10 protein-coding genes and 2 pseudogenes are annotated in these 23520 nt (G+C 33.6%); all 12 read left to right on the plus strand.

The window, feature by feature from the left end; translation table 11 throughout:
* Positions 1–3406, plus strand: a 3406-nt coding sequence (locus tag AABL87_RS14875) for a hypothetical protein (protein WP_341277552.1), incomplete at its 5' end; no start/stop codon positions are given.
* Between the two features lie 26 nt (positions 3407–3432).
* The gene (locus AABL87_RS14880; RefSeq protein WP_006263815.1) at positions 3433–5919 is read left to right on the plus strand and encodes a hypothetical protein; all 2487 of its coding nucleotides are present in this window, start codon (positions 3433–3435) and stop codon (positions 5917–5919) included.
* 53 nt (positions 5920–5972) lie between these two features.
* Positions 5973–8540, plus strand: a complete 2568-nt coding sequence (locus AABL87_RS14885) for a hypothetical protein (protein WP_006263814.1) — start codon at positions 5973–5975, stop codon at positions 8538–8540.
* 960 nt (positions 8541–9500) lie between these two features.
* Positions 9501–10430 (plus strand): PorP/SprF family type IX secretion system membrane protein, encoded by a 930-nt coding sequence (locus AABL87_RS14890; protein WP_006259943.1) that lies wholly within the window; start codon positions 9501–9503, stop codon positions 10428–10430.
* 30 nt (positions 10431–10460) lie between these two features.
* Positions 10461–12470 (plus strand): OmpA family protein, encoded by a 2010-nt coding sequence (locus AABL87_RS14895; protein WP_006265528.1) that lies wholly within the window; start codon positions 10461–10463, stop codon positions 12468–12470.
* A gap of 680 nt (positions 12471–13150) precedes the next feature.
* Positions 13151–14335 carry a DUF4876 domain-containing protein gene (locus AABL87_RS14900; protein ID WP_006265527.1) on the plus strand — a complete coding sequence of 395 codons (1185 nt, stop codon included), beginning with the start codon at positions 13151–13153 and terminating at the stop codon, positions 14333–14335.
* 80 nt (positions 14336–14415) lie between these two features.
* A complete protein-coding gene (locus tag AABL87_RS14905; RefSeq protein WP_080592082.1) occupies positions 14416–17175 on the plus strand; it encodes a carboxypeptidase-like regulatory domain-containing protein in 2760 nt (919 codons plus the stop codon).
* A 9-nt stretch (positions 17176–17184) separates the two neighbouring features.
* Positions 17185–18858 carry a DUF6850 family outer membrane beta-barrel protein gene (locus AABL87_RS14910; RefSeq protein WP_157159098.1) on the plus strand — a complete coding sequence of 558 codons (1674 nt, stop codon included), beginning with the start codon at positions 17185–17187 and terminating at the stop codon, positions 18856–18858.
* A gap of 154 nt (positions 18859–19012) precedes the next feature.
* Positions 19013–19408, plus strand: a pseudogene (locus AABL87_RS17745) (subtilase family N-terminal domain-containing protein); the annotation flags it as partial.
* Between the two features lie 117 nt (positions 19409–19525).
* A pseudogene (locus AABL87_RS14915) lies at positions 19526–21718 on the plus strand (S8 family serine peptidase); the annotation flags it as partial.
* 11 nt (positions 21719–21729) lie between these two features.
* A complete protein-coding gene (locus AABL87_RS14920; RefSeq protein ID WP_006265523.1) occupies positions 21730–22668 on the plus strand; it encodes a PorV/PorQ family protein in 939 nt (312 codons plus the stop codon).
* A 52-nt stretch (positions 22669–22720) separates the two neighbouring features.
* On the plus strand, positions 22721–23245 hold the full coding sequence (locus AABL87_RS14925) for a DUF4920 domain-containing protein (protein ID WP_036497103.1): 525 nt from the start codon (positions 22721–22723) through the stop codon (positions 23243–23245).
* The last annotated feature ends 275 nt before the right edge of the window (positions 23246–23520 follow it).

Below are 23520 nucleotides of genomic sequence, written 5' to 3' on the forward strand. Positions count from 1 at the left end.
AAAACTTGGAGATAACATTGAGTTTGTAGAAAACATCACAAACAACCAGGAGTTTATAGAAAATATCATCAATAAATTAGAAGGTGAATACGGAAACGTAGTTTATGATGAAACTACTAAAGAGTTTACTTATATAAAACAAGATGGTAGTGCTGGGGTTATTGACTGGTCAGTAGCGGTTAAATCTGTAGAAACAGAAACAACTCTTATAGCAGAGAAAGACGCTAGTGATAAGTTAACAGGGAAGTATACTTATACTAACGAGAAAAACGTAGTTACTCAGATAGATGTAGTACAATCAGTTATTGATAATAGCAAAACTATCTTTGAGGATAACTCGGTTATAAAAGAGATCATCAACCAAATCAAGAAAGAGGCAGCTCCAGGTACGGTAACAGTTGTTGAAAAAGATGGTGATTTTATCTTTACTTGGAAAGACACCTCTGGTGTAGAGCATACAACAACAATTAAAGAGATTGTATCTAAGTTTGAGACTCTAACTTTATTAACAGGGGCAAATACAGATGATAAAGCTTTACTTGTTTACACAGATGAAGATAAAAAAACTCATGAGTTAGATTTAACAGTTCTACTTCAAAACAGTAGTGTGTTTAATGAGTTTTTGAAAAACTTTGTAAACTCGGTTAGTGTAGATGAGACAATCACGGCAATTGTAGCAGAGCAAAAAGATGGAAAAAACACAGGTAACTATGATTATTATAACGAGGAGCGTGCACTAGCAGGTTATAAACCACTTCGCATTTCTGTTGTTAGCGATGTTGAGAACAATTTCCAAGAGATCATCAACAATAAAAACGTTCAAGAGATCTTAAACAAGTATATCACAGATAACGTAGAAGGAAACGTGACCTATGAAGGAGGTAAGTTCTATGTAACTGTAAAAGAAGGAGATACTTACAAAACAGAACAGATCAATATTGAAGATATTGTTAGGTTATCAGAAACAGAAACAACTCTTATAGCAGAGAAAGACGCTAGTGATAAGTTAACAGGGAAGTATACTTATACTAACGAGAAAAACGTAGTTACTCAGATAGATGTAGTACAATCAGTTATTGATAATAGCAAAACTATCTTTGAGGATAACTCGGTTATAAAAGAGATCATTAACCAAATCGAGAAAGAGGCAGCTCCAGGTACGGTAACAGTTGTTGAAAAAGATGGTGATTTTATTTTTACTTGGAAAGACACCTCTGGCGCAGAGCATACAACAACAATTAAAGAGATTGTATCTAAGTTTGAGACTCTAACTTTATTAACAGGGGCAAATACAGATGATAAAGCTTTACTTGTTTACACAGATGAAGATAAAAAAACTCATGAGTTAGATTTAACAGTTCTACTTCAAAACAGTAGTGTGTTTAATGAGTTTTTGAAAAACTTTGTAAACTCGGTTAGTGTAGATGAGACAATCACAGCAATTGTAGCAGAGCAAAAAGATGGAAAAAACACAGGTAACTATGATTACTATAACGAGGAGCGTGCACTAGCAGGTTATAAACCACTTCGTATTTCTGTTGTTAGCGATGTTGAGAATAATTTCCAAGAGATCATCAACAATAAAAATGTTCAAGAGATCTTAAACAAATATATCACAGATAATGTAGAAGGAAATGTGACTTATGAAGGAGGTAAATTCTATGTGACTGTAAAAGATGGAGATACTTACAAAACAGAACAAATCAACATTGAAGAAATTGTTAAGTTATCAGAAACAGAAACAACTCTTATAGCAGAGAAAGACGCTAGTGATAAGTTAACAGGAAAGTATACCTATACTAACGAGAAAAAAGTAGTTACTCAGATAGATGTAGTACAATCAGTTATTGATAATAGCAAAACTATCTTTGAGGATAACTCGGTTATAAAAGAGATCATCAACCAAATCGAGAAGGAGGCAGCTCCAGGTACGGTAACAGTTGTTGAAAAAGATGGTGATTTTATCTTTACTTGGAAAGATACCTCTGGTGTAGAGCATAAAAAAGGCCTTGTTGAGCTTATTAAAGAAAACTCTACAGTGGCTAGTTTAGTGTTAAAAGATACTGGAAATACCAATAAAGTTAAAGCTGGGTTTGTTTTTAATAGTGGAGCTAATAATACAGCGGATGTTGTTTTTGCAGAAACTTTAACTGAATTAGAAAAAGGTTATAGAACACATAATGTAAATGGAGAAGATATTGATCTAAAAGAGTATTACTTTATCGATGAGACTAGAAATAGAGATGATGTTATTATTAAAGTCTCTGAAACAATCATAGATGAGTTTGATAAGCTTGTTAAGTTTGATAAGGTGAAAAATACTTTAAATGAGTTCATTTCTAATGTCTCAGGTGATGTCTCAGTGGTTAAGGTTGGAGATGATATTGTTATTAAGGATAATAAATCTAAAGTAGAGGTAAACTTAACTAACCAGATTAAAGACAAGGAGACTAAAACTACCCTAGAGGCTGTTAAGTATGATATGTATGTTTACATGGTAGAGGTTAATGGAGAGTATCTAGAGGAGCATACTGATGTTAAACGAGAAGGAGAAACAGCCTTAAGAGAATACCAAGCCACTAAATATGTTTATACAAATGAGTTAGGAATAGAAAAAGAGATAAAAGGTAGCGAACTTTTTGGTGCAACAGGAAGCGGATCAGGTAGTCTAGAGACTCTTACATCTTTGTCTTTTGATCCAAAGTATGGAGAAGATTTAAATGCAGGGCAAGCCGGACGACCAGCTCTTATTTATAAAGATGAAGAAAAGAATATTTCTCCAATTTTCATAGATCAAATGTTCCAATCATCAGAAACATTAACTTCTTTAGAGGCTAAAGCCGATACAAGAGAATTGATTTATATTGATGAGCAGAAAAACAAACACTTTATATCATATGATGTTTTAGTTCAAGAGCCTTGGTATACAGGTCAGGATCAACAAGCAACTAAAAATGATCAAGATATCTATACTATGGGATGGGTAGGAATAGGTTATAAGGAAAAATCAGGTGCTCCAAATGAGAAACTACGTGTTAATGGTAGTATTACTGCTACTAATAGTTATTATGCGGATTATGTATTTGAAAGCTACTTTGACGGATATTCTAGTTTAAAATATGATTATAAGTTTAATGACCTAAACACGGTTGATAGTTATATTAAATCTAATAGACACTTACCTGGTATTACACCAATTAGTGATTTAGAAAAAACTGAGACAGGATACTCATTTAATGTTTCTGAGTTATCAATTCAACTGCTGGAAAAAACAGAGGAGTTATTCCTACACGTAATTGATCAACAAAAAGAACTAAATGCAAAAGATAGTGAGATTAAGGACCTTAAAAAGGATGTTAATGATCTAACTAAGCGTTTAGAGGCTTTAGAGGCATTACTTAAATAATTGAATATTAATCAAATATTATATTGATGAATAGTATAAAAATAAATAAAGTATCTATTAATTCATTTATCTTATTGATTGTAGCTATGTTTTTTAGCATAGCTACATCATTTGCTCAAAATGATTCATATACGACAAAGATAAAAGATGGTAGTGTAGCCAATAGCAGTGCTGCCGCTAGTGAGAATACGGTGCTAGAACTTGAGAGTGTTAGTAAAGGTTTTTTATTACCACGTTTAACCACCTCGCAGCGTAATGCAATTTCAATTGCAGATAAAGAAAGAGGAAACGGACTTACAATCTATAATATTGATACAGATTGTGTTAACTATTGGAGTAAAACAGGAAATAGATGGTTGAGTCTATGTGGATCATTACCTCCTGCAATTATGGATATATCTAATTGTAATGCTATAAAATTAAGCGCTTCTGGAAGTGATATGTTAACTCAAGGAAAATACTTAAGAGAAACAGATGTATTATATATAACTGTTAAGGTAGAAGAGCCTGGATCTTTTAATATCAGCGCGGTAAGTAACAATGGTTATTCTTTTTCTAAATCAGGAACCTTTGATACAACAGGTGTGTATACTATTGCTTTAGATGGTCTAGGAACTCCTTTACAGGCTAATGAACAAAGTGGAGATTTAATATCATTTAGTTTTAATGGAAAACCAGCTCCAACAGATTGTATGTTTAGTATTAAAGTGAAGTCTTCAGCCCTTAGTTTTACACTAGAGCCTCAAGATGTACAAGCTAGTTGGGATGCTTATATAGGTGTGCCGTTAAATGCAAATGATAACAGAATAGATCTTACAGTTAATGTAACTGCTTTAGGTTTTTGGAGAATTACAAGTAATAGTGAAAATGGTATGTCCTTTAACGGAACAGGAGAGTTTACCAGCACAGGACATCAAACAATCTCTGTTGTAGGACAAGGAATTCCGGTTAAATCAACACCAATAGGTAATCCAAGTATATTTAATTTTACTACAAATTCAAGTGCTAATAACACACCTACAAATGTTAAGGCTAGAGTTAATGTAAAACCAGTATCTTATAATTATCTATGTGATGACCCTAATAATAAAGTAGAGTTTAGAGGAGAGTACAAACAAGATGTTAAGCTTGGAAGAAATAATGCTATTTTATTGCCCGTTAAAGTTTTAGCTCCAGGAACTACCACTATTGAGCTTATTGGAACAATGCAAGCAAGTAGTGGAAATACACAGGTTAAATACACGGCTAAAGATGTATATCTTAGTTTTAATAAATCTCGCAACGATATTCAATACGTAACTTTATACCCAGAAGAAGTATTAGTACCTAGAGGTGTTAGTGCAATAACTTTTGATTCAGCCTTAAATAGTAATATTTGTACTACTTTCCCTGAGATAAAGGTAGAAGAACAAGTGGTTCGCTATAGTGTGGAGTGTAGTAGTATTGTTGTTAATGGAAATTATTTAGTAGATACAGATATTAGCAAAAATAGTATTTCAGTAAAAATAAGTGTTGATTATCCAGGGGATTATTCCATTGTAACAAATCAATTAAATGATGTGAGTTTCTCGGCAAGTGGAACTTTTGATAAACCAGGACAGTATGTGGTGGAGTTAAAACCTTCCGGTAATTATAAACAATCAGGACGTTTAACCTATATGATTACAACAGATAGTCAATCTGGAAGCACAGTATGTTCAACAACTGTTAATGTAATAGATAGAGATATAGTTATATTAACCTTAGGAAACGTAAACTATGGAGCTAGTCCATCAGGAAACACTTATGCGGGAAGTGCTATTTTAAAGAGTATTAAAAACTTCGGACCAAACGGGATTGTTAAGGTAAATAATATAAGAGTGTTAACCACAGGTCTTCAAGGAGAATCTCTACGTAGTTATATTATCAATAATAAAGTAGATATTATCCATAATGTGATTGGGTATAATGCTAATCAAGCTACTTTAAATGTTTTTGATTGGTTTGTGAAAACTGAAAAAGGAGTACTGATTATCAGTGATGAAAACACTGCTCATACCTCTAGTAAACAGTTTATGGAATCTCTAACAGGACAGAGCATTGGTAATGCAAGTGGTAAATTTACAATGATTAATCCTGTTTTAGACTCAGCTCAAGATGAAGCTATTGTAAAAGGACCTTTTGGTAGTTTAAAAGACAAGTACATTGGTAATGACGCGTCTAATGGATGGTATTTTGATGGAGTTAGATCAAATACTGAGCTTACCCCACTTATTGTTAGAAATGATGGATCAGGTGATACATGGGGATTAAAACATAAAACTTTAGGTTTTGCTTTCTTCGGAGATGGAGGATGGGTAGTTGGTACTATGACAAACACAAGTACAAATGTTTGGCCATCTAGATACACAGCAGATGGAACACCTATTGGTAAGCCTTACGATAAAGGGTCAACAGTGTATAACAGTGTTCTTTATGCAAATCTAATGGCATGGGCGATAGAATATGTAAAAGAAAATAAATCAGTGAAGTAATTAAGAATTAGGCTAGAGCATTTGTGCTCTAGCTTATTTTTAAAAAAATGCTTATGAGAAAAAATAGAAAATTTAAAGATATAATCCTGTTTTTTTGTTTAGTTATTTTAAGTGTATTTACATCTATAAATGTACAAGGACAAAGAAAAGGAGCTCAGATTTCAGATAGTTCTGTTTTACAGAATACTCTAGATCCATTATCATTTAGTATACTGGATTTAAGTTCTGTAGAACGTGGTTTTCTTCTGCCTCGTATGACAATGGAACAGCGTCAGGCAATACCTGTGAAGAATGTACAACCAGGGCTGATGATTTATAATACAACAAGAGATTGTATGGAGTTTTTTAGCGCAACAAGAAAGCAATGGCTAGGACTTTGTGGAGATGGAGAACCAGCCGAGTTTGTAATTACAGATGCAAGTTGTGGTAAGATTCGAATTGAAGGAAACTATAACGAAGGAGTGTTTTTACAATCACGTGCTAACTTGATTGCTATGGAAGTAAATGTTTCTACCCCTGGAACTTATCAAATAGAGGCAGAGGCATATAATGGAACAGAAAAAAATGGCTATGCTTTTTCCTCAAGCGGTATTTTTCCTTCACCAGGAACATACAATGTTTTTTTAAGAGCAACAGGAACTCCTAAAAAAGGTTATCCAAGAGATAATACAGGTAAGCCTACAAGTGTAGGAGATATAATTAAGTTTAAATTCAACGGTAAAGATATAGATTGTCAAACAAATATTTTTGTAGAGAAAGAATCTTTACAATATCAGATAGATAGAGTTGTACCATCTGGGGAGTTTTACACAGGTGTGAGTTTAAAAGACAAGCGTAGTGGTTTTTTAGATGTACATATTAATCAAATCACAATGGGAGGAATCGTAGAGATTCATACTCCTGAGATTAATGGTATTCGCTTTATAGGAAAACGCGCTTTAACCAGCGCGGAGGTAGCTTCTAAACAGGCTATAATTAGGCTCTATGGTGAAGGAATCCCTTTATTGCCTCGTACAACACCTATGGACTTTATTAGTAATTCTTATGTTAGGTTAGAACTAGGGGAGTCACCTAAGGTAAAAGTGGCAAATGTAGATATAGAAAGATTAAACTTTGATGTGCTTTGTGATAATACAGGTCAATACAAAATTAGTCATCAGGGAGAGTTTGAGTATAATGAGCCTTTGACAAATGATCATAAATTGAATGTACCAGTTAAGGTATTAGCCCCTGGAAGAGGTAAACTTGTAGCTACAGTAGATGTTACAGGTGGCGGTTTTGGACAACAAACCCAAAAGATTGAGTTTAGTTCAGAGGTGGTTGATTTTGAGTTTAATTCTCTAAGGGATGATGTACAAAATGTAGTGCTAACTCCTGTTAATGGAACTGGTAAGCCAACTGTATCTAATAAAGATATAACCTTTAAATTTAAGATGCTATCAAAAGGAGCTCATGAGTATGATAACACTTACCCAATAGAGAATAATGATAGAGATATTGTGGGATGTGAGTATAATGTGCCTGTAACAGGGGCTCCAGTGCAGTATGAAATACTATGGAATACTATTCAAATAGGAGGTAAACTCAGACCTTACTCGGCCGCAACTAATGCTAATTATATAGATGTACCAGTGAAGGTTATCTTCCCAGGTGAAGCTGTTATAGAATCTGATGTTCAGGTAAATGGAGTAAGTTATAAAGGAACAAAAGTATTAACAGATAATGATATTAATACAAATGGAGGAGTAACAACTATTCGATTACAAGCCACTGGTAGACCAGAGAAGGCCGATCAATCTGTATTTACTTTAAAAGGAAACAGTATTGGAAATAATCCTCAAGTAGGACCTGTTACGGTACCTATTTTGTATAGACCAATGGTTTTATTATCCTCTGGAAATAGTTCAGGATATCGTGTAGATGCAGGAATAAAAGGTGGATTGTTAAACAATAAGGATTATTTTGGCCCTAATGGACTTGTTAAAATAGAAAGCTTAATTGTTGTTTCAGGAAGTCATACATCAGCTTCAACGTTCTCAACTGCTTTAACAAATAATAAAGTAGATATAGTTATAGGAACGCTAAACTTTGGGTTTGATAATACTAAAAATGATGTTCTTTATGATTTCTTAGTTAATCAAAAAGGAGCAGCAATGATTAATAATGAAGTAAATGAGTCATCTGCAGCAGCATTTATAAATTTATTAGCAGGTGGAGGAAGTGCAACTATTTCAGGACAAAGTACATTCCATACTTTAGTAAGTATTAATGATCCGCTTCTTGTGGGGCCATTTGGAGACTTAAGAGGTTTAACCCTTGGGGAGGATGTAGCAGGTAGAACAGTTAATAATTTACCGTCTTCTTATATTGCCTACGATGCAGATCCAAACAAACGTTGGGTTATAAGACACAATAAGTATAATTTTGTTTATACAGGAGATAGTGGGTTTATGCAACCAGGTAATGTTTATGGAGTTAGTGGTAATTCTACTAAAGCAACTGTAACAACAGGTAGAGGATCTGCAGGAAATGGTAGTCTTCCAACTTATAATAGTCACTTTACAATGAACTTCTTGGCCTATGCAATTGATCAAATTCAAAGAGATAGACCAAATGAGTAAAAAAATAAAAGAGAGCTGAAAATAGCGCTTTTTAGATAGAAGAGGTAAAATAGGAATAAATGTGTTCTTAGTTTACCTCTTTTTTTTGGTTTATAAAATTTAAATAAGAATCAGTAAAGCAAAATTAATGAGTCTTAGGTTAGTTAAAACTTTATTTTTATAGACTAATTAGGGGGGGATAGTATTTAATAAATTAAATGAAGAAAAATCGTGTATATACTTGTGATATATCTACTATGTTTTAAGCTAAGAAATCAAATAATTCTCCCTTTGATTCTAAGGGTAATTATTTTAAGTATAAAGCTAATTATCACCAGAGAAAGTAAAATAAACACAAAGGAAAGTACCATAAGAAGTATCACAAATACAATCAGGATTATTTTGGCTAAATAAGGCCATAGTGTAGGATTACCTAGATTAGAGGTGATCTTTTTTTGTTAAAAGATTCCAAGTTTACGGCTTTTTTTTACCTATAAAATCTTATGTGAAAAGTTGTAATACGACGAAAAACCTCTTGTATTGACAAGAAGCTTAGAATATTTATTAAAAACTGGATAAGAATACTTTAAAAAGTTGTACATAAGGTGAATTTATGCAAATTGTGATATTCGTTTTTTTTAAGCAGGTGATTTTTATATGGATATTGTCTTGTGTGATTAAGTGTTTTTGTATAGGTGATTTTTGGTGATTAATTGAAAAAACCTGCAACTAGGGATTGTTTTAAGATTGTTGTAATTTTTTTTTAGTTTTTCTTTTTTTTCGGTATTTAATAGGGTTTTATTCAATAATGATTAGTTAATTGTTTGTTTTACAGGCTTTTTGTTATTTTGTTTTAAGAAATAGTATTGGTAATTAATGAGAATAATAGTAATCCAATCCATATTTTTAACATTTAAAAATATGGATTGGGTATGTTCTTTGTTAAAGCCTATTTACTAGTAATAAATAACAAAAAAGGTTATGAAAATAAAGGTAGATATTAAAAAGATAGGAGTGAGTTTACTGACTTTAGGATGTTTTACAACTATGCAAGCTCAACAAGACCCTCAATTTACACAATATATGTATAATACCTCAAACATCAACCCTGGGTACTCAGGTACTCGTGGAGTGCTTAATGTTTTTGGTATGTATAGAGCACAATGGATAGGGCTTGATGGATCTCCTCAAACAGCAAATATATCCATAGATACTCCACTTGGGAAAAATGGACTCTCAGGAGGTATTAACTATACCAATGATAGAATTGGAGCTATGTCAGAGAATAACTTTTCTGTAAACCTAGCCTATGCGGTAGATTTAAATGACCAGTACAAATTATCATTTGGTTTAAAAGCAACAGCAAATCTTTTAAATTTTGATAAAGACAAGCTTGATATATATGATCCAAGTGATGTTTCTTTTGTTGATGTTAATAATAAATTTAGTCCAAACATAGGAGCAGGATTGTACCTATATTCAGAGAAGTCTTATCTGGGGGTGTCTGTGCCTAATTTTATGACTACAGATAGAACAGAGAGTGAGGGGCAAAAATTAATGCGTCAAAAAATGAACTTTTATCTTATGGGAGGATATGTTTTTGAACTTAATCCAAGTTTAAAATTCAAACCTGCTTTTTTGGCTAAGTCTGTTTCTGGCGCTCCTATGCAGGTTGATTTAACAGCAAATTTCTTGATTATTGATAAATTCACACTAGGGGCATCTTACCGTTGGGATGCTTCTGTAAGCGCTCTGGCTGGATTCCAAATAAATGAAGGATTGTTTATAGGATATTCTTATGATGCTGATACCACTAAATTAGCTAGATACAATTCTGGATCACATGAGGTGTTTCTAAGATTTGATATTTTCAATAAATACAATAGAGTAACCACAGCTCGTTTCTTCTAAAAAAGCTATAAATATAATATAAGAAAAAGAATGAAAAAGATTTACAAAACAGGGTTTATAATGTGTTTAAGCTTGTTTTCTTTGACCAATTTTGCCCAAAACAGTTATGTTAAAAAGGCAAATAAGCAAATACAGAAAATGGCTTATGCCGAGGCAATTACTACTTATGAAAAAGCAATAGCAAAAGGAAAACAAGCAGATGATATACTTTTTAATTTAGCCAAGGCTTATTATGAGAATGGTATGTACTTGCAGGCAAATCACTGGTATAAAAAATTGTTTGAAAACGTAAGTCAGGCTAGTGATATAAAAGATATAGAGGCTTACTATAGATACATTCAAACAATTAGAACAACAGGTGATTATTTTTTAGCAAACTCAAAGATGGAGCTATTTGCCGAGAAGGCCCCTGGAGATTCTAGAGTAAAAAAGTATTTGAGTAATCCTAACTACTTAGAACAGGTTAATACCAATAGAGATGGGTATAGGGTAAAGCAACTAAATAGCGTAAACACCCCAGGATCTGAGTATGGCTCTGCATTATATAAAGGAGAAATTGTTTATGCATCATCGGCTAAAAAAGGTAAACAAAAAGGTATTCACTCTTGGACCAATGATCCTTATACTAAGCTTTATTCTGCTTCGGTAAGAATTGATGGGTATATTGGCAAGGCGAAACCTTTTGCGAGAAAACTAGAAGGGAATTATAATGAGGCAAATGCTATTTTCTCAGCCGATAGTAGAACCATGTATTTTTCTAGTAATAATCGAGCAGATAAAAACGTGAGATACTCAGATAAAGCTTTACTAGTTAATCTATATAGAGCCTATAGCTTTGGACCAGGGAAATGGGGAGATGTAGAGAAATTAAGTATTAATGTAGAACATGCCAATACAGCTTCTCCTGCTTTATCACCTGATCAAGATTGGATTTATTTCTCATCAGATAGACCCGGAGGATACGGTCAGTCAGATTTATATAGAGCTAAAGTATTTAGAGATGGATCTATTGGAACTCCCGAGAATTTAGGAGATAAAATAAATACAGAAGCTAGAGAGAGTTTTCCTTTTGTGAGTTCTGATAATGTATTATACTTCGCCTCGGATGGTCATCCTGGATTAGGAGGGCTTGATCTTTATGGAGTACAGATTTATCAGGATGGAAGCTTTGGAGAGGTAGTTAATTTAGGTAACTCAATTAATAGCCCTTATGATGATTTTGCTATGTATTTAGATCCTGAGGCTAAGTTTGGGTTTATTACCTCTAACAGACCCAATGGAAGTGGTAAAGATGACTTGTATTATGTGAGAATGAAATTAGGAACTGAGCTTAATATCTCTCAAGATATCACAGGAAAGATTATTGACCAAAAAACTAAGCAACCAATTCTAGATGCTTTTGTGTTTTTATATGACAGTAAACATAGAATGATAGAGCAAATAGAGGTTGACAAGCGTGGTGAATATGTTTTTAAAGACGTAAAAATAAATAGAGATTACTATGTGTCGGTAAAAGCAACTGGTTATGTATCAGAAGAAAAATCAGTAGAAGATGTTACATTAACAGATGTTAAGGTTGTGAATTTTCAGCTTTTAAAAGATACAACTCTGGATATTGATCACCATAACAATTCTGGTGAAGCACAATCCTATAAAGAGATACAAAAAGGAGAGGATCTAGGTAAACGTTTAGCACTTGCACCAATTTATTTTGATCATGATAGCGCTGTAATTAAAATAGATGCTCAGTTTGAGCTTGCAAAAGTAGTTATGATGATGAAAAATAATCCAACTATGAAAATACAGGTTCGTTCACATACAGATAGCAAAGGGTCGGATGCTTATAATATGGAATTATCAGAACGCCGAGCTCAAACAACAGTTGATTGGTTAATCTATCAAGGTATTAATCCTTCTAGGTTAAGCGCTAAAGGCTATGGTGAGACTAATATTATTAATCATTGTCAGAATAATGTTCCTTGTTTAGAAAAAGAACATCAACAAAACAGACGTAGCGAGTTTATTATCATGGAGTTGTAATATGTAGTCATTATAAAATAATATGTAGTAGAGCTACCTTCTTTTTAAAAGAAGGTAGCTCTTTTTTTATAGGAGATTTTTCTTTGTCTTTTGAAGTGTTATTTATAGAAAACAAGTTGAAATAGATAGAGATTTATAATGTACAATTACTCCTGTTTTTTTGTCCTTAGAGAGGGATGTTATAAGACTGTTATATGGTCTTTTTCTTCTTTTAAGATGACTTTAGCGTAACTATTAGTTGGTTAAACCCCCTTGAAAATAAAGGGAACTCTGTGTTTTTTATAGTTTTAAGCAAGGTGAAATGTCAATTTATGACCTGTTTTTAGAATTAATGTTTTGCGTGTTATTTTATGCTTTATTCTTTTAAATGCTATGTTTTCTATAAAACTGTTTCTATTTAAATACTATTATCTATAAAATAGGTAGTATTATTCTTGTCTTATTTTTGTAAATCGAATTAATTTTATTTGAACTAATTATAAATAGCGTGTTTTTGTATAGATAAGCTTGTTATATTTGCGACTAATTTAAAGCCTATCTAAATAGTGTGATGACTATCATGTATAAAACTCTTAGAGAGTAGAGTAATCTTAGAATTTAGATGAGTTTACTTTTGAATCACTTTAGATAGGTGAAAAACAAACTTAGTAAAACAATTAATTATTAAAAACACGGTTAAAATGAAAAAATTTATCAGCTTTTTAATGTTGTCTATGGTCTTTTTTGCTTCGTGCAGCTCAGATGATAGTAGTTCAAACAGCTTAAGCGAGCTTACAATTCAGATTACAAGTAAACAAGAAGTAAAAGACTATAGTAACTTTCAAGTAACACTTACAGAATTACAGTCTGGACAAACCTCAACAAGTAAAGCCAATAGTGAAGGGGTAGTTGTTTTTAAAGTACCTAATGGAACCTTTAAGGTAGTGACTGAGGATTTAGTAGATGATGCTGTAACAATGAGTGGTGAGGTGTTAAACTTCATCGTGAGTGAGCACAAGACAATCATAGAGTTACCTGTAGAATTAGTAGTTAGTCCTAACAACACAAGTTTTGTAATAGATGAACTGTATTTTAATGGTGCTAAAAATGGATATGCTTACACATACTATGAGCAGTATTTCACAATTAGAAATATTACCAATAAAGCGATATATGCAGATGGACTTTCTTTTGGGGTGGCAGGAGATTTTAATAGTTTAGATGTAGGTGATGGAATGTCTAAGTTCTTGCCAAATGACATTATCATTAGTCAATTCTATACTATTCCTGGAAATGGAAAAACTTATAGAGTTGAGCCTAATGCTAGTTTAGTAATTGCGTTTTCAGCCATTAATCACAATGAGTCTGGAAATCAACCAAAGAGCTTAGATCTTTCAGGGGCTGATCTTGAGATTTATGTACAAGGTGGAATGACAGTAGATAATCCAGAAGTTCCTAACGTGATTGTCAATCATTCTATCTTTGAAGCATTCCACTGGCAGTATTCAGGAGCTACTCCGATGATCTTATTCCGCTTGCCAGAAGATGCTGATACATTCTTAGCTAAGAATAAAGTGAAGTTAGCCAATCCTTTATCTATGGGAAGTATGATTCAGGACTATGTAAAACTATCTAGTGATTATGTAATTGATGCTGTAGAGACAGGGTTAAAAGAAGAGTTTTATCACAAAGTATTGCCTAACGCTATTGATCGTGGTTCTATTCTTATTGCAGGGTCTACCTATGAAGGATTCTTAGAGCAATTTGTTCAAAGAAAAACAGTGATTGATAAAGATGGAAAACAGACTATTCAAGATACCAATAATAGTACAGAAGACTTTGTACTAAACGTAGGGGGACAAAAGAGTTATCCTAAGAAAAAATAATAGAATTCCAAAAGAAAAAGTATAAACAATAGTTGATATAGAGATGCCTTAGCGCATCTCTATATTGTTTAGTGTGTTTTATGAGAACAATATTATTTTTAAAATATATGATTATTCCTACTTTAATAGTAGGTAGTAGCATTCAATCCTATGGACAAGAGCGTGTAGAGCAGAGTTGTTATAAAACAATACAGGGGAGCGTCATAGATACCCAGACAGGAAATCCGATTCCCTTTGCGACAGTTTTCCAAGTAGATTTTGACAAGGCCTATTTAACAGATGTAGAGGGAAGGTTTGCCTTTAGGGTAAATTGTAAAGAGCGTATAGAGCTTGAATTTAGTAGCCTTGGATATGCTAGTAAAAAACTCTTTCTAAAAAAGGAGGAATCCAATGCTGTGGTTGCTTTAGACTTACAGAGTATTGGTTTACCTGAATTCGTTATTTCAGCTAAGTTTATAGATAAGCTAGGAAGTGATGCTAAGATAGATCAGGAGGCTTTAGAACACATCAATCCTATTTCTATTCAGGATATTTTTGTGTTATTACCAGGAGGAAAAGTAGGAACTAATAATATACATTCTAGAACTCTAATCTCTTCTAGACAAGCGGGAAGTGATCAGAGTACTTCTTTTGGAATGGGAGTGATGGTAGATGGAATTCCTATCAATAACGATGGTTATCGCTTACAGATGGAAGGCTATACTGGTTCACAGAGCAACCTACAGGTGAACTCAGGAGTAGATCTAAGGACAATCTCTACCGATCATATAGAGAGTGTCACTGTTACCAAAGGAATTAGTTCTGTAAAAGAGGGAAACCTGAGTAGTGGTGCTATTAAAATAGTATCTAAAAAGGGAAAAACACCTCTTCGCTCTCGTATTAAGTTTGATCCTTTAAATAAACTAGCTTATGTCGGTAAGGGATTCTTACTGTCAGAAAAACTAGGAACTCTACACGCAGGGATTGACTATATAGAATCTAGTAATGATCTTAGAAATGTGAAGTCTGCCTATAAGAGAATCACTTCTCAATTAAACTATGATAATCAATTTACTTTTTTAGCAAGACAACTAGACCTTAATGTAAGAGGGAGCTACGTTACTTCACTAAACGATAGAAAAAATGACGAGGTTATTCGGTTAAAACAGGAGATGTATAAGACGACTTATTCACGTTATACATTGTCTTCTAAATTCTTGTCGCATATCAATGGCAGGTTTATCGATCAAGTAGAATTAACTACTTCGCTAGATTATACTCATGATTTATTACAACACAATAAGAAAGTAGAGAATGTCTCTGTTCAGATTAGTCAGTCTTCTACTGTAGAAGGAGAGAGTGAAGGAATTTACTTGCCTCAACAATATCACACTTACTATGAGATAGAGAATAAGCCTCTGAATTTTTATAGTAATCTAAGCGCGACAAAAAGAACGCAACTAACAGATAAAGTACAACTAACAGGGCTAATAGGCAGTAGTATAAGCTATACAAAGAATAAGGGACAGGGCGTAATGGTAGATCCAGATAAACCTCCTTTTGCATCTAATAGTTTTATTAGACCACGTGCTAATGCTGATATACCTGCTTTAGTAAATAATGCTTCTTACCTAGAAACAAAGTTAAAATATAAAGATAAGGTTCATGAACTCAATGCTTCAGTAGGAGTAAGGGGAACGACAATGTTAAACTTGCCTAAAGCGTATCATTTAAATAATAGATTACTTTTTGAGCCTCGTTTACAACTAGGGTATACTCATTCTAGAGAGACTAATAATGCAGGAGTGTTAAGCAATAGTTTGCGTATAGGATATGGAGTAGAGAATAAGTTACCTTCTATAGACTATTTGTATCCAGATAAGATTTATAAGGATTTTGTCGCTTTTAATGGATACTTTACAGATCCAAACAAGCGCTTTGTTTTAGTTAATACTAAAATTTTAGATCCGCTAAATACCCAGATTAGAGAAAATAAAAATAAAAAGATAGAATTAGGTTGGGATCTAAAGTATAATAAACTTTCTGTTTCTCTTACTGCTTTTAGAGAAACTATGCAAGGGGGAATAGAGTATTATAACGAGTTTTTACCACAGTCTTATACTGCTTATAATTTAAAGGATACCAATATTAGTACTAAGCCAACAAAGGACGACTTAGATCCTTATTTAAAACAAGATTTTATCATCAATAACACCCCTAGAAATAGTGCGAAGGTTGTTAAAAAGGGGATAGAATACCGTATCGCGTTGGCTAAGATAGAAGAGATCTATTCAGAGATAGAGCTTAACGGTGCATATTATCACACCTTATACAGCAGTGGTATTCCTGTGATGTATAGACCTTCTATTACCCATAATAATAAGCCTTATTCTTACGTAGGATACTATAAGGGGATAGATGATCAATACTTTGAGAGCTTTAATACAAATATTTGGATTAATACTCATCTTCCTTTCTGGAAGTTGATAATCTCTAATTTTGTTCAGTTTACTTGGATAGAGAGTTTTAAACTTGGAAATAATACACAAGTATATCCTTCTGAGATCCTGGATCTAGATGGAAATATAATACCTATAACACCTCAGCAGATACTAGAAGAAACTGCTTATAGTCCTTTGATAAGAGATTTTTCGTCAGCTGTTTATAACAAAGAAAGTAGACCTGTATCTATGCTGTGGAATTTAAAGGTAACCAAAGAATTTAATAAACGTATTAAGCTGTCTTTCTTTGCCAATAACTTACTGCAAATAACCCCTTCTTATAAGACTAGATTTATGAGAACACAAAGACAAAGCTTATCTGCTTTTTTTGGTACAGAACTAACTATTAATCTTTTTTAATATATGGATATGACAATAATAAGAAAGTATTTGATAATCTTATCAGCAATATTGCCATATTCTGCAATAGCTCAAAATAGTAGTGCTGTTCAATTAGGAAAGTATAATAACGCTTTTGAGTCTAGGCATGTAGAGAATTCTGCTTTACAGACATCTTATGCGGATTGGTATTTCTTGAGAAATAATCCAGCGTTTCATCAGTATTTTACAAAGGAGAGAAACAATACGTATGACTTTAAAGAAATAGAGGATAAAAACATAGTTGCTGTGAAGTCCTTTAATACGAAGACTAAGGGAGATTACCTCTTTTACCAAGGAGATAAGGTAGAGAACAATGCTGTATTTGCTAGTGGTAGGATGGACTTTGAGAAACAGGGGACGTTATATGGATCTGCTCAGTATAGCAGAGAGAAGAAGAAAAATACCTTGCTTAACTATGTTGTCAACCCTGAGCATTATTATCCTTATTTAGTGTCAGATACTTTGGGGAAAGGAGACCAGCAGTACGAGGTTTACAATGTACAAGGGGGATATAGTTTTGCACATAGAAATATGTATTATGGCGTTGGTCTGAGTTATCAGGGAGTAGCAATGTCTAAACTTACAGATCCTCGATTATCTGTCTATGATTCATGGTTTAAAGTGGATGTAGGAGTAGCTAGACCTTTTCAGAATCACTTAATTAGTTTTAAGGCAAATTACGAGGTGAATAAGCAGGATATATCAGCCAGTAGTACACTGTTTAAAGCGCCTTCTGTTTTACAGTTTAATGGACTAGGTACGTGGAGAAATACAGAGGTAAAAGCTACCCAAGGCTACGAGAGAATGTTGGAAATTAAGGGATATGGTTTTGAACTAGCTTATAAGAAACTAAGAAAACAAAGTACAGATTTAGGTTTTACTTTCGGGCTAGCTTATCAGACAAGAGAAATGAATACTGAGGACAATAGTCAATTGGGATTTGAGAGTAACTCAAAACTGAATTTATTTGCCCTAAACAGCCATAGTTTTAATCCTTTAATTTCTGTAGAGAAAAACTTCTCTCGTTTTGGACTGACTTTTTTATTCTCAGGTATAAACCAAGTTAGAAAGGGAAAAGAGTACATCTATAAAAGTGAAAAAGTATCAAGTGCGCAGAATCTTTATAATTATATAAAAGTCGCGGCTAATGATTTTTATACCCAGTATAACTTTGAGAACACAACTTCTTTAAAGTTGAGTATGCCCTTTAGCGTTACCCAGACCTATTATTTGCTCACTGGGGCTACTCATTGTCTTTATAAGCAAGAGTATGTCTATCCTAGTAAGGAAATAAAAAATGAGACCTTCAGCCCATTTATAGCATTGGGATATAATGGAGTATACCAAAAAAACACAGTAGAAATTAATTTGCTATACAGGCATAATAAAGCTTTGAACAACGTATACGCGACTGCTAATACACTAAATAAGATCAGTTTAGATCAGTCTTATATTCCTTACTTAATCCGATCTGAGTCTGGATACCAGCTGGAGTCAGAGGTGCTTTATACCTATAGTGTCGCATCAGGACAGAGTATCGGGGTATCAGCGAGTATAGCTTATCTGCATCGAAATAAATATGATGATGTACTAGGAAACTACACAGTAATGGCTCCTCGAAGTGACACATTATTTGACTTTAAATTATTCTATATGTTCTAAAAATAAAACACACTAATTAATAAATATGAAAATACAATTCTTATCTGTGCTTGCCTCAATATTACTACTTGGTAGCTGTAGTTATGATGATCAAGCAAAAAACATAGATACTGATACAGGTCAAGAGTATCAGCCCAAAGGGATAGAGGGAATGATGACCATTAAGCTACAACCCGAAATCTTACAGGCTCTTGATAATAAAAAAAATGAAATAGAACTACCCACAGGAGTTAAAGCATTAGATGATTATCTAGAATCTGTAGGAGCCTACAAGCTAAAGAGGGTTTTCCCTTTTGCGGGTAAGCATGAGCAAATGCAGGTAAATGAAAACCTTCATGCTTGGTTTACGATTTGGTTAGACGATAAAAAGATAACTCCAAGTATTCGATCTAATGATACAAAGAGAAACAGTGATATTGTTGCTTATACAGAGCCAGTTTATGAGCCAAGATTAGAATCACATACTATAGAGCCTATTAATTCATTAAATGGACTTAGTTCGTCTAATTCTTTTTTTAATGACCCTTTGTTTTCTAAGCAGTGGAATTTTCTAAACACAGGAACAATAGGAAACTATCAAAATGGAGACGAGTATGTTATCAGTTCGATAGCAGGAGCAGATATTAATATGATGTCAGCTTGGCAGCAGGAGACAGGGAGCTCTGATGTTATTGTCTCGGTAGTGGATGGAGGAGTAGACATTTATCACGAGGATTTGATTGATAATCTATGGATTAACGAAGCAGAAATAGCTGGAAATGGAATTGATGATGATAATAATGGATATGTAGATGATATCTACGGTTTTAACTTCGTGGATGAAGTCGGAATTATAGAGCCTCATGACCATGGGACGCATGTGGCTGGAGTTATAGCTGCAAGTAATAACAATGGTAAAGGAATTAGTAGTATTGCTGGGGGTAATGGCAAAGCAAAAAGTGGGGTGAGAATCATGAGTTCTCAGATATTTAAGCACAATCCTAATTATAATGCCAATGATCCAGATTCAAGACCTAACTTATCAGTGAAGACTTCAAATCACACGGCTGCTGCTATTGTATATGGAGCGAATAATGGGGCAGTTATCAGCCAAAACTCTTGGGGATATGATGTAGGGGTAAAAACACCTAGAGTGGTTAAAGAAGCGATAGAGTACTTTAATAAGTATGCAGGACATACAGATAAAGGTAAGAAGATGATCAAGGGGGGAATTGTGATTTTTGCGGCCTCTAATGACAATACAGAATTTAAAACGTATCCTGCAGCTGAGCCTGATGTGATCGCAGTTGCGGCATATGCTCCAGACTTTTCTGCTACTTGGTACACTAATTATGGTAGTTGGGTAGATATAGCAGCTCCTGGAGGATCTAGTAGAGTGGGGAAAAAGTATCCTCATTTAGGAGGAGAAATGACTTCTGCTATTTTAAGTACCATTACTTCTAGTAAGGGACAAAGTAGATATGGATATATGCAAGGGACTTCAATGGCTGCTCCTCATGTAAGTGGTATTGCTAGTTTAATTATATCTAAATATGGAAATGAAGGTTATACTAGAGAAGATTTAAAACAAAGATTATTAACAAGTGTAAAAACGATTAATGCTAATAACTATAATAACGCTACCTATTATGATAAGATGGGAAAAGGTTTTATAGATGCAAGTATAGCACTGTCTGAGTTTGATAATAGTGTAAGACCAGCAAAACCCGTTTTTGTAGAACAGGCGATACAGCAAGGGTATTCTTCAGTTACATTAGCGTGGAGGTCTACTCTAGCTAAAGAAGAAAAAAAGACTAATATAGAGAGTTATATTATTTATAAGTCTCAAGGGGAAATAACAAGTTCTAATTGCGATAGTAATCAAGTAGAAAAGTTAGAGATACCTGCTAGTTATAGTAATCCTGAAGATGTGTTAGAGAGAACCATTACAGATTTAAAAAGTGGAACGACCTATTATTTTGCAATTAAGTCATTTGCCCGAAATGGAAAGTCATCAGACTTAATTATTTATCCAGGTGGTATTTCAACTCTGACCAATAGAGCTCCTATAATCTCTGCTAATATAGATGTGAACAAACCCATAGAGTTAGCTGGTAATGACGTACTAGAAGTCATATTTACAGTAAGAGATCCTGAGAATCACAGTTGGGAATACTTATTGAGTAATAGTGCTCAGAATTATCAAGAGCGCAGAGGCGACCAGATACACGTCAGGATTTTTGCTCAGAAGTATTATAAAGGAGATCATACCGTGACCTTAACAGTGAAAGATCAGTATGGTGCGCAGAGTAATATGATAATTCCCTTTACAATAAAAGTAAAGAACCCGCCTAGACTAAAAGATCAGAATAAGTCATTTAATGTGTCTTATAATCAGATAGAGCGATTTGATCTAAAACAAATGATGGTTGATGAGCAGATAGAGAGGCTAACATTTAGAATAAAATCAGTGGCAAATGATTATATCACAACTTCTTTAAATCAAACAGAATTAGTTGTCACAGGAACAAAGCTAGGAAACAGTGCTGTAACTATTATCGCAGTAGACAATCATGCTCAAGAGGTTGAATTTACATTACCAATATTTGTTTATAAAAATGAAGGAATCTATAGCTTATATCCTACAGTAGCAACTTCGAAAGTATATGTAAAAGTAGGGGATGTAGTACAAGGAGATGTTAGCTTGCGCATTAGAGATGTAATGGGAAGACAGGTAAAAAAGGACAGCTTTAATACTGGTACACTAGATCCTGTTAAGCGTACTTACTTTGTCGATGTTAATTCACTGAGTCCTGGAAAGTATGAGCTAAGTATTATACACAACGGAAATACACATAAAGAATATTTTGTAAAAGAATAAAATAGAGAGTCATGTTTATTAAAACACTTCAATATATATCAACAGCCGCCTTATGTTCACTGACCTTATCAGCTTTAGGACAACAGCGCGGGCTACCTATCTTAGAGACACCTGCTTCTGCAGAATCTCTAGGAAAAGGAGCCACTACAATGGCAGGTGCTTCTCAGGCTTTTATCTATAGCAATCCTACATCTATATTTAGTACAGAGACTAAGTTTAATGCTAGCTACTCAGTAGGGCTATTACCGACAGATGATAAGAATATGAGTTTGCATTCAATCTCTACTGCCTATCAGCGAGATAGAAGTGCCTTTTTTTTAGGAGCAAGGTACTTCTCTATGGGAAGTATTACTGAGCAATGGGATGGTCAGATGAACCCCATAAGTGATGGTAGAAAGTTAGATTTCTATTCCTATACTCTAGACTTAGGGTATGCTTATAGAATAAGTAATTCATTTACAGCTTATACCAAGTTAGGCTTTGCTGATGAGAAAGTCATTTCAGATATTAAAGCGTATCACGCGACAGTGGGAATGTTCTATACTGGTAATATACAAGAGACTGTCTATTCTCTAGGGGTAGAGGTTTCTAATTTAGGAAGTTATAAGTATAAAGATAAAACCAAATCTTTACAAAGTTTGTTAAAGTTAGGAGGATCAGTATTATTTCCTACTTACGAGCACCAAAAACTAGAGATTGCTTCTAATTATGGTTTGTATCTACCCATAGATGATTATACGGCTAAATCTCATTTTAATATGGGAGTTAATTATACTTTCTTAGATAAATATAGTATCTCTACAGGAGGGCATCTAGGAGAAAAGAACGATTATTTAACTGCTGGATTGGGGATGAGATATCAATCATTTAGGTTTAACCTGGCTTCTAAAATAGGGATGAGAGCAGATCTAGAGAATGTATATATGTTAGATATAGGATATAGCCTATAAAACATAAAGTCAAATAATGTATTTAGAATATAATTTAAAAAATAGAGTAAACATGAAAAGAATTATTTTTTTATTAATGACCAGTGCTATCGTCTTCACAGGTTGTAAACAAGGGAATGACACGATTACGGATAAGGTAGTTTATAACGAGAATGATTATGAATTCTTTGGAGAGAAATTCGAATTATTAGATCAGATAAAGGATAAAGAATATATCTCAAAACAGTATCAAGAGTTAAAAAAAGGAGATACTCTACAGGTTGCTTTCTTATCTGATATTAAGGAGGTTTGCCAGAAGAAGGGATGTTGGATGAGTCTTGGTCTTTCGCAGGATAAAAATAGCTTTGTTAAGTTTAAAGACTATGGCTTCTTTGCTCCGATGAATGCCTCAGGACACAGAGCTATTGTTAGTGGAAAAGCATTCGTTTCTATTATCGAAGTAGATGAGTTAAAACACTATGCAAAAGACGCGGGAAAATCTGAGCAAGAGATTGCCGAGATTACAGAACCTAAAGTAATCTACAGCTTCTTAGCAGATGGAATTGCAATCGAAAAAGAAAAAGAGGTAGTTAAATAGGGTTGCTGTATAGACAATGTTTTATCTTAGAACACAGATAGAAAAAGCAAGGGGACTTTAAAAAAAGTCTCCTTGTTATTTATCTTAGTTTGTGATTAGAATTACTACTAATAAACATTTCGTTTTTATCTTCAGATATTATTTCGATAAATCGGTCATCGTGTTTTAGAACGTCTGAAATTAATTCGTTTTGGTAAAAATGTGTACATCATATCCTTCTTTGCATTAATAAAAGATATATAATTATGAGACCAGTCTAATTCTTCAATATTGGA

It is taken from the genome of Myroides sp. C4067, assembly GCF_038039665.1.
Taxonomy (GTDB): Bacteria; Bacteroidota; Bacteroidia; order Flavobacteriales; family Flavobacteriaceae; genus Flavobacterium; species Flavobacterium odoratimimum.

Excerpts from the sequence above, each read along its gene's own strand:
- AABL87_RS14925 (WP_036497103.1), top strand. The coding sequence starts at position 22,721 with ATGAAAAGAATTATTTTTTTATTAATGACCAGTGCTATCGTCTTCACA.
- AABL87_RS14885 (WP_006263814.1), top strand. The coding sequence starts at position 5,973 with ATGAGAAAAAATAGAAAATTTAAAGATATAATCCTGTTTTTTTGTTTA.
- AABL87_RS14905 (WP_080592082.1), top strand. The coding sequence starts at position 14,416 with ATGAGAACAATATTATTTTTAAAATATATGATTATTCCTACTTTAATA.
- AABL87_RS14920 (WP_006265523.1), top strand. The coding sequence starts at position 21,730 with ATGTTTATTAAAACACTTCAATATATATCAACAGCCGCCTTATGTTCA.
- AABL87_RS14900 (WP_006265527.1), top strand. The coding sequence starts at position 13,151 with ATGAAAAAATTTATCAGCTTTTTAATGTTGTCTATGGTCTTTTTTGCT.
- AABL87_RS14890 (WP_006259943.1), top strand. The coding sequence starts at position 9,501 with ATGAAAATAAAGGTAGATATTAAAAAGATAGGAGTGAGTTTACTGACT.
- AABL87_RS14910 (WP_157159098.1), top strand. The coding sequence starts at position 17,185 with ATGACAATAATAAGAAAGTATTTGATAATCTTATCAGCAATATTGCCA.
- AABL87_RS14895 (WP_006265528.1), top strand. The coding sequence starts at position 10,461 with ATGAAAAAGATTTACAAAACAGGGTTTATAATGTGTTTAAGCTTGTTT.
- AABL87_RS14880 (WP_006263815.1), top strand. The coding sequence starts at position 3,433 with ATGAATAGTATAAAAATAAATAAAGTATCTATTAATTCATTTATCTTA.